This is a genomic window from Pseudarthrobacter sulfonivorans (assembly GCF_001484605.1).
GTDB lineage: Bacteria > Actinomycetota > Actinomycetes > Actinomycetales > Micrococcaceae > Arthrobacter > Arthrobacter sulfonivorans_A.
The window spans coordinates 2206263-2221424 of record NZ_CP013747.1; the positions used below are offsets into that span (position 1 = coordinate 2206263).

Below are 15162 nucleotides of genomic sequence, written 5' to 3' on the forward strand. Positions count from 1 at the left end.
GTTGCTCACTTTGTCTGGGAAATGTCAGGGGAAGAATGGGAAAAGCTCGTGGGCAGCCCGTAGCCGGGAGCCCAACGGAACCGGATGGACCCGCCGATGGGAACCTGGGCGGCCAGGTCCAGCTGGTGGTCAACCACCACGCCGATCACGGGGTAGCCGCCGGTGATGGGGTGGTCGGCCAGGAAGAGTACGGGCTGTCCCTCCGGCGGGATCTGGAGCGCGCCGGCCATGGTTCCCTCGCTGGGCAGCTCTCCGTCCCGGCTTCGGCTGAGCGGCTGGCCGTCCAAACGCATGCCCACGCGGTTCGAGCGGGGCGTCACTGCCCAATCCTGGGCGCAGAGCGAGTCCAGTGCTGCGGCGTCGAACCAGTCATCGCGGGGTCCGGGAACGATCTCCAGGACCGTGACGCCGGTGTCCGGGAAGTCAGGCTGCAGCTCAGGGTTGCCCACCACGTTGGAGGACGTGGCGGCGCCGGCTGCCAGCAGTTGCCCGGCGGCCAGCGGTGCAGGTCCGATCCCGGACATGGTGTCCGTGGACCGGCTCCCCAGCACCGCATCGACCGCTGCGCCGCCGCGGATGGCCAGGTAGCTGCGGAAGCCGCGCTCGGGTGCGCCGATGGTCAGGATCTCGCCGTCCAGCAAGGCAAACGCCGTGGCCATGGGCACCTCGCGTACCTGCTCGGACTGGTCAAACGCGGACTGGTCAGCTTCGTCTTCCGCAGCATCTGAGTCGGGAACGTCCGACGGCGTCACTACAGTCAGTGCCGACGGCGCGCCGGCCACTGCCAGCACCTGGTCCCCCACGGCCTGCACGCGGAGCCCGCCGGCAACGGATTCAACGACGGCGGCCGACGGGTCGTTGCCCACGAGCCGGTTGGCGCGGCGCAGGGAGGAGCGGTCCAGTGCCCCGGCTGAGGACACGCCGAGCCCGGCGTGACCGGGGCGGCCGAGGTCCTGGATCAGGCTCTGGAGCCCCGGCGACAGGATCAGCAGGCCGGATTGGACGTCCGGTTCCCCGGAACCCGGGGTTTCGGAATCCGGGGTTTCGGAATCCGCCGACGCAACCAGCGGCGCCGCGACTTCAATGAGCTCGCGGACCGCACTGAACTGCACGCGGTCACCGGGCGCGGCCAGGGCCGGCTGCTCCCGGCTGAGGTCCCACATGGGGGCCGCGGTGCGGCCGATCAGCTGCCAGCCGCCCGGGGACTTCCGCGGGTACACGGCCGAATAGTTGCCGGCCAGGGCCACGGAACCTGCGGGAACGGCCGTCCGGGGCGAACTCCGGCGCGGGACTTCAAGCACTTGGTTCTCCCCCACCATGTAGCTGAAGCCCGGCGCGAAGCCGCCGAACGCCACCGTCCAGACCTGCCCGGTATGGGCGGCGATGACGCCGTCGGTACCCAGCCCGGTGAGCCGACCCACTTCGGCGAGGTCGTCGCCGTCGTACACGGTCTCAATCCGTACCAGTTTGCCTTCGGCGTGGGACTGGACCGTCAGGTCCATCGCCAGCAGCCGGGCCGCCATCCGGCGGGCCGCAGCGGGTGAATCCGCCTTGACCATCACGGTTTCGGCGGCGGCCAGGACGTCCACCTGGCCGGGCAGCGGCTCCTCCAGCAGGAGGGCCTGGAGGGCCAGGACGTCGTGGAGCCCGGAGAGCTCGGCGAGCACCGCCGTCGTACCTACCGGCCTGACGGCGAGCACCCGGGCCGCGGCAGTGCGCTTGCTGACTGTTTCCATGGGGATCAGGCCGCGCCGCTCAGGCGCGGCTCTCCCGCGAGTCGTCGCGGTGCAGCAGGCGGAGGTCCTCTTCCGGCTGCGGGTCGCGGCCGAGGCGCATGCCCACGATCGTGATGATGGCCGTCAGGAGGATGTACCCGGCGATCAGGTACCAGCCGCCGGACGCTGCGCCGTAAAGTGCGGTGAAGATCAACGGAGCCACAGCGCCGCCGATGACGCCGGCAAGGGTGTAGGCCAGGGAGCTGCCGGCGTAGCGGAGGCGGGCCGGGAACTGCTCGGTGATGAAGGCTGCCTGCGGGCCGTACATAAAGGCGTGCAGGGCCAGTCCGATCACCACGCCGATGATCAGCATCACCACGGACTTGCCCGCGATCATCAGGAAGAACAGGGGAATGTAGACGGCGGTGGCGGCAGCGGCAATGCCGTAAACCCAGCGGCGGTTGAACCGGTCGGTGAGTGCGCCGGCGAGCGGGATGAGGAAGAGCTGGAACGAGGAGCCGATGAGGATGGCGGCCAGCACGTTGCCGGTGGTCATGCCCAGTTCCTTGGTGGCGTAGACGGCCACAAAAACGGTGAACAGTGCGTAGAGGACGTCCGGGCAGACGCGGGACAGGGCAGCGGAGACCAGCGCACGGGGCTGGGTGGTGAAGACTTCCTTGATCGGCGCCTTCGGCTGGTCGCCGTGGGCTGCGATGGCCTTGAAGACCGGGGTTTCCTCAAGCTTGAGGCGGATGATCAGGCCGAAGACCACCAGGAGGGCCGAGGCCAGGAAGGCTACGCGCCAGCCCCAGGAGAGGAACGCTTCGGTGCTCAGCGAGGCTGCCAGGATGGCAAGTACGCCGTTGGCCATGAGGTTGCCGGCGGGCGGCCCGATCTGGGCTGCGGAGGACCAGAAACCACGCTTGTTGGGGTCGCCGAATTCGCTGGACAGCAGCACAGCGCCGCCCCATTCACCGCCGACGCCGATGCCCTGGGCCAGGCGCAGGAGCACCAGGATGATGGGGGCCCAGATCCCGATTGCGGAGTAGTCAGGCAGCGCACCGATGAGGACGGTGGCGACGCCGATCAGCACCAGGGTGAAGACCAGGACGTACTTGCGGCCCACCTTGTCGCCGAGCCGGCCGAACACGATGCCGCCGATCGGGCGGGCGAGGTAGCCAACGGCGAACGCCGAGAAGGACAGGAGGAGCCCCACGAATTCATCGTCCGAAGGGAAGAAGATCTTGGGGAAAACGAGGGCCGAGGCCACCGAGTAGATGGCGAAGTCGTAGTACTCAAGCGAAGTGCCGGTGAGGCTGGCGACGTACGCCTTGAGCGCGCCGGGCGGCGGCTTCCTTGCCGCGGCCTTTGCGGCCTTGTTCGTGCTGGTCATGGTTTCCTCCGGGGGGATGAGGGGTGGTACGGGGTGGCCGGTGTGCGGCCATGGGATGGGGGGGCTAGAGGAAGGAGCCGATGCTCACACCGGCGTCTCCGAGAGCGGACTTCACTGCAGTGGCCATCGCTACGGCCCCCGGTGAGTCACCATGCACGCAGATGCTTTCCGCGCGGATTTTGAGGGTGGTCCCGTCAATGGCGCGGACGGCGGATTCCGTGGCCATCCGTAGGACATGTTCCGCCACTTGTTCCGGATCCTCAAGCACTGCTCCCGGGAGGGAGCGCGACACCAGGGTGCCGTCCGGGTTGTAGGCGCGGTCCGCGAACGCCTCGGTCACGGCGCGCAGTCCGGCTGCTTCGGCAAGCCGCAGGACTTCCGAACCTGGGAGGCCGAGGATCGGTAGGTTGGGGTCAACCGATTTCACGGCGTCGACGACGGCCTGGGCCTGCGCTGTGTGCGTCACGATGGCGTTGTACAGTCCGCCGTGCGGCTTCACATACTGGACCCGGGCTCCCTCAACGGCGGCCAGGGCCTGCAGGGCACCGATCTGGTACACCACGTCGTCGGCCAGTTCCGTGGGGCTGATGTCCAGAAAACGGCGGCCGAAACCGGCGAGGTCCCGGTAGCCGACGTGGGCGCCGATGACAACGCCGGCAGCAGCGGCCTCGCGGCAGGTCCTGCGGATGACGCTGGGATCTCCGGCGTGGAATCCGCAGGCCACGTTCGCGCTCGACACCGAGCCGAACATCGCCAGGTCATCGCCCAGGCTCCAGCGTCCGAAGGACTCGCCGACGTCGCTGTTCAGGTCAATCGTTGCCATTTGTGATCCCCGTCTCATTGAGTGGTCCTACTAGGATGCACTAAATTTACGGATTGTTCAACAATCCTTCGATTCAACAATGTGACGATCGTGTAAATTCTCGAGTATGGCCTCTTCAGAACCGATCGTCCCCTCTTCCCGCGTTCCGGCGAATCACGCGGCGACGCGGACCGCCTCAGGCCGCCTGCGGGTGGCAGTTCCATCCGTGGCTGAGCGGGTGGCGGATGAACTCCGCCTGCAACTGGCGGAGGGAGCATTGCTTCCCGGAACGCGGCTCACTGAATCCACCATTGCGGAGGACCTGGGCGTCTCCCGCAACACGGTGCGTGAGGCCTTCGTTGAACTTGCCAGCGAACGCCTGGTGGTCCGCCATCCCAACCGCGGCGTCTTTGTGGCAAGCCTGGAGGCAGGCGATGTCCACGACGTCTATACCGTCCGACGCGCCATCGAGGTCAGCGCCCTGCGCGCCGGAGGCAGCCCGGAGGACGTGGCCGCTGTCCGGGCCGCCGTCGAGGAAGGCAAGCGTGCCGCGGCGGCCAGTGACGACGAAGCCCTAGGCACCGCCAACCAGCACTTCCACGGCGCCATTGTTGCCATGGCGGGAAGCCCGCGGCTGAACAGCATCATGGGCCAGGTCCTGGCGGAGATGCGTCTGTTCTTCCACAAAGCCACCGTGGACGCGCAGTTTTACCAGCACTACCTGCCGGACAACGAAGCGATCTGCCTGGCCCTGGAAGCCGGGGAACTGGACCGTGCTGCTGACCTGCTTCTGGCGTATCTGGACCGCTCCGAATACAACCTGAGCGAAGTGCACGGCGAAGCAGGAACAGACTGAGCCGTTAGGCTGGACGAATGAAACGCCGCCTTGCAGCTCTGTCCGCCGTCCCCCTGATGCTCCTCCTCTCCGCCTGCGGATCGGTCCAGGAAGTCGCTGAAACCACCGCGAACGATGCCGCCTCCAAGGTGGCCACCGCAGCCTCGGACGAGGTCAGGAAGCAGGTCTGCACCGTGGTGGAGGACGGGCTGGTCAGCGTTCAGGACAAGGCTTTGCTGGGCGGGCTGGTGTCCGCCGCGGACACTGCCGGGGTGCCCGCGGAAATTACGACGCCGCTGGGCCAGATCGCCGAAGCCGGAGACCAGGTGCCGGCTGAGTCAGTCGCAGCACTGACGGAAGCCTGCTCGGCGTAGTTCCCGGCCGCCTCTGTTAAGGCAACGCGGGGTCACTTCCGGCCCAATAACCAGGGATTATTGGGCAGGGAGTGACCCCGCGTTCCTCACAAGCTAGCGCTTGCCCTTTTTGCGTGAGCCCTTGCCGCGGCCCTTGTCCGGATTCGGCGCGTAACGCTGGGCTACCTTCGGTTTCTTGACCGCGGGGCCGCGCCGGTCCGGCTTCGGCTCCTTCTTGGGCTTCTCCTGCTGGGCCGAGGGCTGCCGGGAGCTTGCCGCGGTGCGGCCGCGGACAATCCCGATGAACTCCTCGATGATGTCGTCCGTGGAATCGCTGGGCCATGCCAGTGCGATCTCCGTGACCGGGGCACCCGTCAGCTTGCGGGCAACGGTGTCCTTGACGTTGAAGTGCCTGGCCACGGACATGGGCAGGATCACCAGCCCCGCACCTGACGCCACCACCTGCATGGCCGCTTCCGGGCCACCCATTTCGGCGACGTCCAGGAAAGTCTCTGCCGACAGGTCGGCCAGGGCCACTTCCTCAAACACTGAAATCTCGTGCCCCTTGGGCGCCACCACCACGGGCTGCTCCTCATACAGGGGGATCACGTTGAGGCCCTCCCGTTCCACCGGAAGCCGGACAAAGCTGAGGTCCGCGGAACCGTCGCTTAATACCGAAAGCTGGGCGCCGTCGTCGGACATAAACGACTCCAGCGGGATGTCCAGCACGCGCTCTTCCCAGCGACGGATCCACTTGCCCGGGGTCACGCCGGCCACATAGGCGAAGCGGAGCACGCGGGGCGCCTCCTGGTCCGGCGATTCGACGGGGCTGGCGTTCTGGGGGGATTCATTGTCTGCGGGCACGTCTTCACAGTACCGCCCGCGCGGTCCCGCAATGCCGGAACCGGTGCGGGGTTGGTACAGAGGTGGTGCTGAGATGGCGCAGTGCTGGTACTGAGTTGGTGCCTTTCAGGCAGGCAGCCGGATACCCTTGAACCATGACCTCTGCAAACTCCCAGTCCATGAAGCCGGCCACCGTTGCCAAGAAGCTTGGCATCTACCTGCCGGCAACACCGCAGGAGTTCCAGGATTCAACCATCAGCCGCGCCGATTTCGCCGAACTGCAGGCCAACCCGCCGGAGTGGCTCGTGGAGCTCCGCCGTAACGGCCCGCACCCCCGCCCGGTGGTGGCCCAGAAGCTGAACGTCTCCATCAGCGGCCTGGCCCGCAGCGGTGTTGAGGAAGCGCTGACGACGGCGGAAATCACCGCGCTGCTGCAGGCTCCCCCGGCCTGGCTGGTCACCGAGCGCTCCACCCACGCCGCCGTCCGCACCGAAGCCCAGCGCGTCAAGGACGAGGCTGCCAAAAAGGACGCCAAGAAAGCCCGCGCCCAGGCCGAGTAGCCCCCGCTTTCTGAGTCACCTGCGCTTTTCCTAGGCTTGTTCGCGGGTCCGAACCTTGAAGGGTCGGATCCGCGGACAGGCCTCCGTTGTTTCTGGAGGAAAGTCAGCCCTGGGACGTCAGTCCTGGTGCAGTTGCACGAAGTTGCCGCAGCCGTCGTCGAAGACTGCACTGATCCCGGACGGATCCTCTGACGGCTCGCCCTGGAATTTCACGCCGGCAGCCACCAGCCGGTCGTACTCGGCCTGCACATCCGGAACCCCGAAGGTGATGGCCGCGATCCCGGCGTCGTGCAGTGCGTTCATGTAATTGGCGCCGATCGGGTTGTCGCTGGGCTCCAGCAGCAACCCCACCGAACCGGCGTCGGAGCCCGGATCCTTGATGATGAAGAGGTTGTACTCGGGCATCGCCATCAGCGTCTCGAACCCGAGGGTCCCGGTGTAGAACGTGTGGGCGGCGGCTGGATCCTGGACATGGATGCTGCACATTTTCAGTCTCATGGTCCCAAGCTACCCGGCCCGCAGCAGGCGCGGGAACCTCCAGTCCGGCAACCGTGCCCGTATGCCGGTCCCGCCATTGACCCCGGTGGCCGGAAGGGATGCAATGGAAGGAGCAACCCGGAATCCTGGGCCGGGCCTGACGCGGGGAGGTGCCGCAGTGCCGGCATTCGCAGAATCCGTCCTGTTTGGAGCGTTGCAGCTGAGTTTTTGGGGTGCGGTGCTGGTGTGCGCGGTGGCTGCCACCGTCCTGGCTGTCCGCCGGCATTCGACGCCGGACCCTGCCGTCCGGGCCCCGGACCCCGTGTTCTGGGACGTCTTTATGGGCTCTGCCGTGGCACTTCCGGCGATCCTTATTCCCACACTCGCGTCACCGTGGTCCGGCGTAGTCCTCGCCGCGCTCGGCGCAGGGGCGGGCGTGGCCGCCTACCGGGGCAGTCCCCAGATCCTGGCCTGGCAGGACCGCCGCCGGCAGCTGCGGCAGGACCGGCCGGTCCACACCGCGGCGCAGGCTGAACATGAAGCACTCCTGGCCCGGTGGAGCCGCTACGAACTGGACCCTGCCAGCAGCATCGACTACCCCGCCATGACGGACGTCCGGCTGCCCGAAACGTCCGCGCTGATCCGCGCCATGAGGGAGGCCGAGCAGCTGCGGGCCGTGCCGCACCAGGGCTACGCTCCCGCCGTCGTCCGCTTTGGCCTTGCCCTCGCCGCGGCGGAACGGGCGGCCGGGATCCCTGCGGAACTTCCCGCCGTCGGACATTAACTGCTGTGTCGCCGCCACTGGAGTCCGGCGGCGGGGCGCCGTAGCATCCGAGGATGGAACCCACAGAAGCGGAAATCCGTGACCAGTTCGGCAGGCGCCTGGAGGATAAGGGGGCATGGCGGCAGGCCATCACCCTTGCAGCGGCCGGGGAACTGACGGCGCGCTGGCTGGAGGGCCATAGCGAATACCAGGCCGCCACTTTTACGGTCCGCTACGACGCCGAAACAGAAGCGATCGCCACCGAGCTTGCCGCCCTCAACAGGAACGGACTGTTCACCAAGGAATCCCAGCCCGGCCTGCGGACCGAGAAATCAGCCCAGCGCCAGTACGTGACCGGCTTCTGCAGCGCAGAGGCGGCCGTGGAACTCCTGGCCCTCTCCACCCGGACTGAGCTGGTGACGGTGGCGCACGCCCCCGGTGAGGCCAGCAGCGCCGCCATCCCGGTAACGCTCGACGGCGACGAGGTAGTTACCGTCCTCGGCTCCAGCGAGACTCCGGTGCAGGAAGAGCAGATCCTGGACTGGGCGGAGGAAACCAATGAAACACTGGCGCTCCTGCTCGCCGACTCCTGGTACGTGGAGATCCTGGATCCGGTCTGGGGACGGAATGACGTACTGCTCCCCGCCGTCCTCGCCGCGCTGACAGTGGTGCCGTAGCCCGAAGCATTTAGGTGTCCGAAGTACCGGCCTTGACCGCCAGGACGGGCCGGTCCGCCTGCATCAGGATCCGTTGCGCGTGGCTGCCCAGGATGAACTTACCCACCTGTGTTCGGTGGCGCAGGCCGATGACGATCAGGGACGCATCGGCCTCCCGGGCGAATTCCAGGAACTCGTCGGCAAGATCGTTGAGGTACGGCGGCTGGATGACGGTGGTCTTCACGCCGGCTTCGGTGGCGCGGCTGGCTGCCTGTGCGAGGACGTCGTCGGGCGCCACTGACTTGTCCACCAACGCGCCTTCCCTCGCCGAGTTGACGATCACCAGGTCCTCGTTGCGGAGCTTTGCTTCGGCGATTCCTGCCGTCAGTGCGGCTTCTCCTGCGGGTGTTGGAACGAATCCGACGACGATGCTCATACTTTCTCCTTGATCTCAGGCATGACGGCCGGGGTGGCCAGGGACTTGCGCTTGGCAATGGCACCGCGGATGGCCGGGAGCACCGCTACCAGGACAAAGACCAGCAGCAGCGTGGCCGAAATCGGGCGGCCAAAGAAGCCCATGGGATCGCCGCCGAAGACCAGCAGCGAGCGGCGCATCGAGCTTTCGAGCAGTTCACCGAGCACAAAGGCCAGTACCAGTGGACCAGGTTCGAAACCGAACTTTTTCATGAGGTAGCCCACGATGCCGAAGACAACCACCAGGGTGACATCGAACATGCTGTTGTTAATGGTGTAGGCACCCAAGAGTGTGATCAGGGCCGTGACGGGCGCCAGGATGGCGGCCCGGACGCGGAGGATCTTCACGAAGATTCCCACCAGCGGCAGGCTCATGATCAGCAGCAGGATGTTGCCGATGTACATGGAGTTCACCACACCCCAGAACAGCTCCGGGTTCTGTTCCACCAGCTGCGGGCCGGGGGTTACGCCCTGGATCAGCAGCGCGCCGAACATCAGCGCCATGGTGGCGTTGGCGGGGATCCCGAGGGTCAGCAGCGGAATGAAGGACGAGGTGGCGGCAGCGTTGTTGGCTGTTTCCGGCCCGGCCACACCTTCGGGTGCGCCCTTGCCGAATCGCTCGGGCTGCTTGGCGCGCTTTTTCTCCATGGCGTAGGAGGCCATGGACGCAATCGTGGCGCCGCCGCCGGGCAAGATCCCGAGGAAGAAACCCAGGACGGATCCCCGGCCGATGGCGCCGGAAGCCTGCTTGAGGTCCTGGCGGGAGGGCCAGACGTTGGTGACTTTCGACGGCGCTTTGGCGGCCCGATGCCGTTCCTCCAGGTTGTAGAGGATCTCGCCGAGGCCAAAGATGCCCATGGCGATCGGCACAAAGTCGATGCCGTCGGCCAGTTGCAGGCTGCCGAACGTGAAGCGGCTTTCGCCGGTGAAGATGTCCCGGCCAACGGTGGCGAGCAGGAGTCCAAGGGCCGCGGCGATGAGCGCTTTGGCTTTCGATCCGCTGCTGATGGTGGCCACCAGGAGGATGCCGAGCATCGCCAGGGCGGTGTATTCGGGCGCACCGAAGTCCAGCGCGAAGCTCGCCACGAGGGGCGCGAGGAAGGTCAGGCCGATGATAGCGGCGGTTCCGCCGATGAAGGAGCCGATGGACGCCAGGCCCAGCGCCGTGCCGGCCTTGCCCTGTTTTGCCATCTGGTAGCCGTCGAAGACGGTGACCACGGAGGACGCTTCGCCAGGCAGCCGCAGGAGGACCGAGGTGATGGTGCCGCCGTACTGGGCACCGTAGAAGATACCGGCCAGCATGATGATCGCGGTGACGGGCTCCACGTTGTACGTGAGCGGAAGAAGGATGGCGATGGTTGCCGCGGGCCCCAGGCCGGGCAGCACACCGATCAGCATGCCGATCACCACGCCAAGCAGGCAGTACAGGAGGTTGGTGGGCTCCAGGACAACGGCAAATCCGTTGATGACGGGATTCAGAAAATCCACGGGGGTCTCCTAGAAGAGATGGGGGATGGAGGTTTGGAGCGCGAGGACGAAGATGGCGTAGAAGGAAATCACGACGGCGGCACTGACCACCAGCGTGGAGCGCCACGTTTCGCCGCCCAGGAAGCGCATCCAGATGAGGCACAGCGCCAGGGCCGGCAGCTCAAACCCGATGACCGGCATGAGGGCCACCATGGCGGCCAGGGTCACCAGTCCGGTCAGCGGCGCACTGGACATGCGGGTGAACTTCTCCGCATCCCGGTTGTGCCGGCCGGCGATCAGCTGGAACAGCCCGAGAGCCACCATGACGCAGCTGATGATGAACGGCCACAGGCCGGGCTGCGGCTTGTCAGGAGTTCCCAGTCCCATCGCCAGGGAAAGGAACACGGCACCGAGGCCCACCCCCACGACCACCAGCGACGAGGCCGCGTTGGCCAGGGCTCCGGCGGCCGGAGGCTTTTCGTCCTCCCACTGGGCCGCGAGCTGTTCGGGGGTCAGGTCATCGAGAACTTCGCCTGTGGTTCCTGCGGGTGAGTCCTTCATAGGATTCACTTTGTTCCGCTGAGGCTGATGTCGTACTTCTCCACCAGTTCCTTGTACTTCGCCGCGTAGCTCTTCCACTCGGTGACTACTTCTTCACCCGAGATTTCCTTCGGCGTCAGGGAGTTCTTTTTGTTGAACTCCTTGTAGGCCTCCGACTTGAAGGTCTCCTGGAAGGCGGCGAGCAGCTTGTCTTTGGCTGCCTGCGAGGTGCCCTTGGGCGCCGCGACTGCACGGTACTGGGCAACTGGGACGTCGTAGCCTGACTCCTTCGCCGTCGGCGTGTCCGGGAGGAAGCTGTTCCGGTCTTCGGAGAAGACCAGGAGCGGCGTGACCTTTCCGGCTTTGATCTGCGGCATCGCTTCGCCGAGCTGGATGGTAGCCAGTTCCACTTGGTTGCCGAGGACTGCCGTCAGGGCGGGCTGAGCGCCGGGACCTCGCCCGGAACTGGCTGAAGGAGACCAAGGAAACCCCCTGGCAGGCACGGCTCCACGGCCACGTCACCGACGATGACCTTGACGCCCGGATCACCCGCGCCAAGGAACAGCTCCGCACCGACGACACGATCAACGATCCCTCCGCGGCCGCCAAGGCCCGCTGGCTCGCCGGTTGCCTCCAGAAGGAGAAAGCCCTGCGGGAGCTGATGCCTGAGCCCGTCCGTGCAGATGAAGCCTACGAACGCGGCGCGGTCACCAACTATAGCCGCGACGAGAACGCTTCCCGCGTCCAGGCAGCCGATCAGCTCCTCCGCCGGATCGAAGCAGAGCAGATGCTCCGTCGGCGTCTCCCGGCGCCCGTTGCCACCACCCCGGCACCGGATGGTCTGCCGGCATGGATGGCCCCAGCGGACGTCATCACCCACCAGGACACCCCGGCACTATGGCGCAACGAACTCGAAGGACGCCGCGAGTTCATGGCCCAGGAGGTCAACCGTCTCGGATCCCAGCTGGCCGCAGAACCGCCGGCATGGGCCGAAGCTCTCGGGCCCATAACGTCGGACACGCAAAAGCAGCAGCAGTGGCGGGATCTTGCCGTGGAGGTCAAGACCTTCCGCGACACCTACCGGATCCCGGAGACGGAAACGACGGTCCTGCCTGCCCAGTTCATGGAGAAGGGAACCGGTGCCGAGCTGGCCGCACGTGTCACCGCCATGCACAAATACTCCGCCCAGACCGCCAAGGAACCGCTGTCGGCCGACGACGCGAAGCTCATGGCCGAGGCTGCCGAGGTCCAGGCAACGGTGGCCGTCGAGCCGACGCCGGCAGAGCGCGTGGTGGACGTGTTGCGTGAGGAACGTTCCCAGGACGTCACCCTGACGCCGGAGCAGGAACGGGATGAACACGTTGCTGCTACGGCCCGGAAGGTCCGCGAGAACCTGGAAGCCCGCAGGGGTGCACCGGAACCGGAGCATGCTCCGGAAGCCGTCAACGAGGCGTTGAAGGACATTGCCTCACGCCGGGAGGAAGAGCGCTCCACCGGCGAGGCTGCTGGCGAGGAAGCCAAGAAGTCGTGGCAGGAAAGGTTGGCCGCTGCACAGCAGAAGCAGCCTGCCGCCACGAATGACTTTGCCGAGAAACTGGCCCAGATCCGCAAGGCCCAGGAAGACCAAGTCGCTGAGGAAGCCAAGCTTAAGGCTGCACGCCGCGTACCCACTACCGGCCCGGAACAGGGACGCCGCGGACCCAGCCTGTAGGACACCTGGATACTTGCAGCTCTACTATTGGCGGCCGGGAATTCGACCCGAAGAGATCCCTGGCCTTGGCCGCAACTATCTAGTGGCCGAACAACAGCTCTGGAAGCCAGCGGGCAAGCCCGCAGAACAAGGACGCCTGCGATTGGACACCCGGTTCAAGCTCGCTCGACTGCCGTTTGGGCCGGGCTGGATCGATAGGATCGAATGCATGACTGACGCCCGTGACCTCGCCCTCCCCGCTGGCTATACCGACCTCCTCGGCGAGCTCAAGAACCGCGTCCGCGCCGCGCGCACTCAGGCACTGCGAACCGTCAACACCCAGCTCGTTGAGCTGTACTGGTCCATCGGAAATTCCGTCCGTGTACAGCAGGAGAAACAGGGGTGGGGGAGTCAGGTCATCAAACTTCTGTCCGAAGACCTCCGCGCAGAGTTCCCAGACATGAAGGGGCTCTCAGCCCGCAACATCCAATACATGACGACATTCGCCGGAACCTGGGCCGATGGGCCAATTGCGCAGCAGCCTGCTGCGCAGTTGCCTTCGGACTGCGTTTTGGGTAGCAACACGATCCCGGCACCGATCACCAGCACGCCCAGCGGGGCGCTTATCAGAAACACCATCCGCCAGCCAAAATCCCCGAACACTTGGATCAGAACGCCGCCCAGGAGCGGGCCGACCGCCGCAGCAGCACCGATCGTCGCCCCTAAAATACCGCACCATCATCGAGCTCGAGGTTGACGAAATCGGACTTTCCCTGCGCTACACAGCTGCAACACCTAGCCGCCTCCAGGGCGGCCGCCAGGCATCACCAACGTCCACCAGCCAGGCCGCAGAGCCCGCGATCGAGATGGGCGATGGCGTCGGCGGCTATGCCGACGACGATCCGTGGTTCCGCAAGGACGCGAACCCGGCGGGTATCATCAGCTTGCCGGGCGCCGCAGCAGAACGCACGCGCTAAAGACCGAGCGAAAAAGCCTCGTAGTGCGGAAGCGAAGAATGCCGATTCCCAGGAAAACCAAGTCCGTTTCGCCGTACTTCACTGAGGAGGACACGGACCAGATCCGCGCCGCGCTCAACGCTGTCGGCCACTTCGAAGGCTATGCCTCGATCACCGAACTAGTCGAAGCTGCCACCCTGCGGGAACTTCGGCGGTTACAGCGCAAATACAACCGCGGCAGGAAATGGCCCGGGATCCCGGCCGGACAGACCCGACCCCGGCCGGCGAACCCGCGAGGAAATTCACGGCCGCAATCTAAGGCTGGACGGTTCCGTGAGTCCGAGACTCAATAGCCCCGAGGCCTAGCCTGAGCAGAACCCTACGTCCGCAACAAGAATTCTTCGCCTCAGACCAAAGGCTGTTCGTTTGAGGAACCCTGAACGGTCACTTCTCAGTGAGGCCGCTTGGAACTGGACCGCGGATGCCAGACGGGATCTGCTGGCCCTTTGATCGAGGAGGGGCAGCGTGAACTCGGCCAGGAGGTTCGCACAGACCTCCCCGCACACCGGCTGGCCCGCTGCTTGAGCACATAGGCCGGACAAAAGTGCAGCCATGGAAACAGGCTCGCTACCCACCCATGGCTTTTGCCGGTTCCGTGGCATCCGTGCATGTGCCGGACGGCACGGATAGCTGTGCTGGGTAATAACGCTGACCAATGTCCTGCCCGGGCCGGGGCTTCATTCAGTGAGCCTGGACACTCGCCTTGGCTACCGCCTTCAGATAAGCAAGGTTGTCCGCAGTGCGCTGGTCAATGCTCAGTTCAGTGGAGAAATCCTCAACGGTGACCCAGCCGTCATATCCAAAATGGTTCAGGGCTGTAAAGTAGTCTTCCACGCTCGCTTGGCCCTTCTTTAGCGGGGCCCATGCATAGCCCCAGCGGATGACGCCAGGAAGGTCAGTATCGTGGTTGTCGATTGGCTTCCATACTGCGTTCTTGACGTGGATGTGCGCGAGGTAGTCACCGAGAAGCTCGAATGTTGCGAAGTAGTCTTCTTGACCTTCTATGACAAGATTGCCCAAGTCGTGGATTACGCCGACGTGGCGGGGATTGAGTCCGTCCAAGAGTCGGAGCGCGGCCGATGCTGATGGTGCGATGGTCCACTGATGGAGCTCCAGGAGTGCTTTAACGCCGTAATGTTCAGCCCGCTGAGCGATCCACTGGAAGTCCTGTCGTGCTTGCTCAAAGAGATTGCGGGCGGGGATGCCAGATGCAGGTCGGCCGCCCCAGGTAGCCGTGCCCAGGGGCTGGGACAGGATGCGTACTTGCTTGGCGCCCAGGCATGCCGTGGCGGCCAGAATGCGTTCGACGTCCTCATGCTCGGAGCAGGTGACGTAACTGCCGAGACCAGAGAATTCCAGGCTGGCGCTGCGTGTCACCGAGGCCATGGTCTCCAGGTTCTCCTCCAAGCGGGTCATGGGCCAAGTCGACTTGTTGCCCGCCCAGAATCCCGGTGTGGAATTTTCTTTCTGATCGGTGATACGCCATTCGACGCCATCCCACCCCTGCCTTGCCAGCATGGTAGCTGTTTCTTGCGGCGTCCATTCGGGAGTGGACGCCGTAAATACGGAATACTTCAC

At 65.5% G+C, this 15162-nt stretch carries 17 protein-coding genes and 1 pseudogene; 8 read left to right on the plus strand and 10 right to left on the minus strand.

Features of this window, described 5'->3' with window-relative positions; all coding sequences use genetic code 11:
• Positions 1–5: 5 nt before the first annotated feature.
• From AU252_RS09865 to AU252_RS09875, 3 genes are all read right to left on the minus strand, one after another.
• Positions 6–1736, minus strand: coding sequence for a carboxyltransferase domain-containing protein (locus AU252_RS09865; RefSeq protein WP_058930564.1), 1731 nt, complete (start codon positions 1734–1736; stop codon positions 6–8).
• A gap of 19 nt (positions 1737–1755) precedes the next feature.
• Entirely contained in the window at positions 1756–3108 is a 1353-nt protein-coding gene (locus tag AU252_RS09870; RefSeq protein WP_058930565.1) for an MFS transporter, read from the minus strand.
• A gap of 64 nt (positions 3109–3172) precedes the next feature.
• Positions 3173–3931, minus strand: coding sequence for a LamB/YcsF family protein (locus AU252_RS09875; RefSeq protein WP_058930566.1), 759 nt, complete (start codon positions 3929–3931; stop codon positions 3173–3175).
• 124 nt (positions 3932–4055) lie between these two features.
• Between AU252_RS09875 and AU252_RS09880 the strand changes: the two genes are divergently transcribed.
• Together AU252_RS09880 and AU252_RS09885 are read left to right on the plus strand one after the other, a co-directional pair.
• On the plus strand, positions 4056–4766 hold the full coding sequence (locus tag AU252_RS09880; RefSeq protein ID WP_058932867.1) for a GntR family transcriptional regulator: 711 nt from the start codon (positions 4056–4058) through the stop codon (positions 4764–4766).
• A gap of 17 nt (positions 4767–4783) precedes the next feature.
• The gene (locus tag AU252_RS09885; protein ID WP_058930567.1) at positions 4784–5119 is read left to right on the plus strand and encodes a hypothetical protein; all 336 of its coding nucleotides are present in this window, start codon (positions 4784–4786) and stop codon (positions 5117–5119) included.
• Between the two features lie 93 nt (positions 5120–5212).
• Here the strand turns inward: AU252_RS09885 and AU252_RS09890 are convergent, their stop codons facing one another.
• Positions 5213–5962, minus strand: coding sequence for a LysR family transcriptional regulator substrate-binding protein (locus AU252_RS09890; RefSeq protein ID WP_058930568.1), 750 nt, complete (start codon positions 5960–5962; stop codon positions 5213–5215).
• A gap of 134 nt (positions 5963–6096) precedes the next feature.
• Between AU252_RS09890 and AU252_RS09895 the strand changes: the two genes are divergently transcribed.
• The gene (locus tag AU252_RS09895; RefSeq protein ID WP_058930569.1) at positions 6097–6501 is read left to right on the plus strand and encodes a DUF5997 family protein; all 405 of its coding nucleotides are present in this window, start codon (positions 6097–6099) and stop codon (positions 6499–6501) included.
• A gap of 117 nt (positions 6502–6618) precedes the next feature.
• On the opposite strand, the gene AU252_RS09900 is transcribed toward AU252_RS09895, so the two are convergent.
• A complete protein-coding gene (locus AU252_RS09900; RefSeq protein WP_058930570.1) occupies positions 6619–6999 on the minus strand; it encodes a VOC family protein in 381 nt (126 codons plus the stop codon).
• 157 nt (positions 7000–7156) lie between these two features.
• On the opposite strand from AU252_RS09900, the gene AU252_RS09905 reads away from it, so the two are divergent.
• Both AU252_RS09905 and AU252_RS09910 read left to right on the plus strand, forming a co-directional pair.
• Positions 7157–7762, plus strand: coding sequence for a hypothetical protein (locus AU252_RS09905; RefSeq protein ID WP_058932868.1), 606 nt, complete (start codon positions 7157–7159; stop codon positions 7760–7762).
• A 53-nt stretch (positions 7763–7815) separates the two neighbouring features.
• Positions 7816–8418: a DUF6919 domain-containing protein gene (locus AU252_RS09910; protein WP_058930571.1), complete on the plus strand. Its 603-nt coding sequence runs from the start codon at positions 7816–7818 to the stop codon at positions 8416–8418.
• A 10-nt stretch (positions 8419–8428) separates the two neighbouring features.
• Here AU252_RS09910 and AU252_RS09915 read toward each other — a convergent pair whose 3' ends face one another.
• The 4 genes and pseudogenes from AU252_RS09915 to AU252_RS09930 all read right to left on the minus strand — a co-directional run.
• Positions 8429–8833, minus strand: coding sequence for a universal stress protein (locus AU252_RS09915; protein WP_058930572.1), 405 nt, complete (start codon positions 8831–8833; stop codon positions 8429–8431).
• On the minus strand, positions 8830–10359 hold the full coding sequence (locus AU252_RS09920; RefSeq protein WP_058930573.1) for a tripartite tricarboxylate transporter permease: 1530 nt from the start codon (positions 10357–10359) through the stop codon (positions 8830–8832). Before AU252_RS09920 ends, AU252_RS09915 begins: the two co-directional genes overlap by 4 nt.
• 9 nt (positions 10360–10368) lie before the next feature.
• A complete protein-coding gene (locus tag AU252_RS09925; RefSeq protein ID WP_058930574.1) occupies positions 10369–10899 on the minus strand; it encodes a tripartite tricarboxylate transporter TctB family protein in 531 nt (176 codons plus the stop codon).
• Positions 10900–10904: 5 nt separating this feature from the next.
• Positions 10905–11321: pseudogene (locus AU252_RS09930) on the minus strand (Bug family tripartite tricarboxylate transporter substrate binding protein); the annotation flags it as partial.
• Between the two features lie 218 nt (positions 11322–11539).
• On the opposite strand from AU252_RS09930, the gene AU252_RS09935 reads away from it, so the two are divergent.
• The 3 genes from AU252_RS09935 (at position 11540) to AU252_RS24125 (ending at position 13877) form a co-directional block, all read left to right on the plus strand.
• Positions 11540–12589 (plus strand): hypothetical protein, encoded by a 1050-nt coding sequence (locus AU252_RS09935; RefSeq protein ID WP_058930575.1) that lies wholly within the window; start codon positions 11540–11542, stop codon positions 12587–12589.
• 208 nt (positions 12590–12797) lie between these two features.
• Positions 12798–13325: a DUF1016 N-terminal domain-containing protein gene (locus AU252_RS24290; RefSeq protein ID WP_205630663.1), complete on the plus strand. Its 528-nt coding sequence runs from the start codon at positions 12798–12800 to the stop codon at positions 13323–13325.
• 258 nt (positions 13326–13583) lie between these two features.
• Positions 13584–13877, plus strand: a complete 294-nt coding sequence (locus tag AU252_RS24125) for a ParB family protein (protein ID WP_240484368.1) — start codon at positions 13584–13586, stop codon at positions 13875–13877.
• A 388-nt stretch (positions 13878–14265) separates the two neighbouring features.
• Here AU252_RS24125 and AU252_RS09950 read toward each other — a convergent pair whose 3' ends face one another.
• Positions 14266–15162: a sugar phosphate isomerase/epimerase family protein gene (locus AU252_RS09950; protein ID WP_058930576.1), complete on the minus strand. Its 897-nt coding sequence runs from the start codon at positions 15160–15162 to the stop codon at positions 14266–14268.

Bases quoted from the DNA above. Each gene is read 5' to 3' on its own strand.
- AU252_RS09865 (WP_058930564.1), bottom strand. From the start codon at position 1,736: ATGGAAACAGTCAGCAAGCGCACTGCCGCGGCCCGGGTGCTCGCCGTC.
- AU252_RS09870 (WP_058930565.1), bottom strand. From the start codon at position 3,108: ATGACCAGCACGAACAAGGCCGCAAAGGCCGCGGCAAGGAAGCCGCCG.
- AU252_RS09875 (WP_058930566.1), bottom strand. From the start codon at position 3,931: ATGGCAACGATTGACCTGAACAGCGACGTCGGCGAGTCCTTCGGACGC.
- AU252_RS09885 (WP_058930567.1), top strand. From the start codon at position 4,784: ATGAAACGCCGCCTTGCAGCTCTGTCCGCCGTCCCCCTGATGCTCCTC.
- AU252_RS09895 (WP_058930569.1), top strand. From the start codon at position 6,097: ATGACCTCTGCAAACTCCCAGTCCATGAAGCCGGCCACCGTTGCCAAG.
- AU252_RS09900 (WP_058930570.1), bottom strand. From the start codon at position 6,999: ATGAGACTGAAAATGTGCAGCATCCATGTCCAGGATCCAGCCGCCGCC.
- AU252_RS09910 (WP_058930571.1), top strand. From the start codon at position 7,816: ATGGAACCCACAGAAGCGGAAATCCGTGACCAGTTCGGCAGGCGCCTG.
- AU252_RS09915 (WP_058930572.1), bottom strand. From the start codon at position 8,833: ATGAGCATCGTCGTCGGATTCGTTCCAACACCCGCAGGAGAAGCCGCA.
- AU252_RS09925 (WP_058930574.1), bottom strand. From the start codon at position 10,899: ATGAAGGACTCACCCGCAGGAACCACAGGCGAAGTTCTCGATGACCTG.
- AU252_RS09935 (WP_058930575.1), top strand. From the start codon at position 11,540: ATGCCTGAGCCCGTCCGTGCAGATGAAGCCTACGAACGCGGCGCGGTC.
- AU252_RS24290 (WP_205630663.1), top strand. From the start codon at position 12,798: ATGACTGACGCCCGTGACCTCGCCCTCCCCGCTGGCTATACCGACCTC.
- AU252_RS24125 (WP_240484368.1), top strand. From the start codon at position 13,584: ATGCCGATTCCCAGGAAAACCAAGTCCGTTTCGCCGTACTTCACTGAG.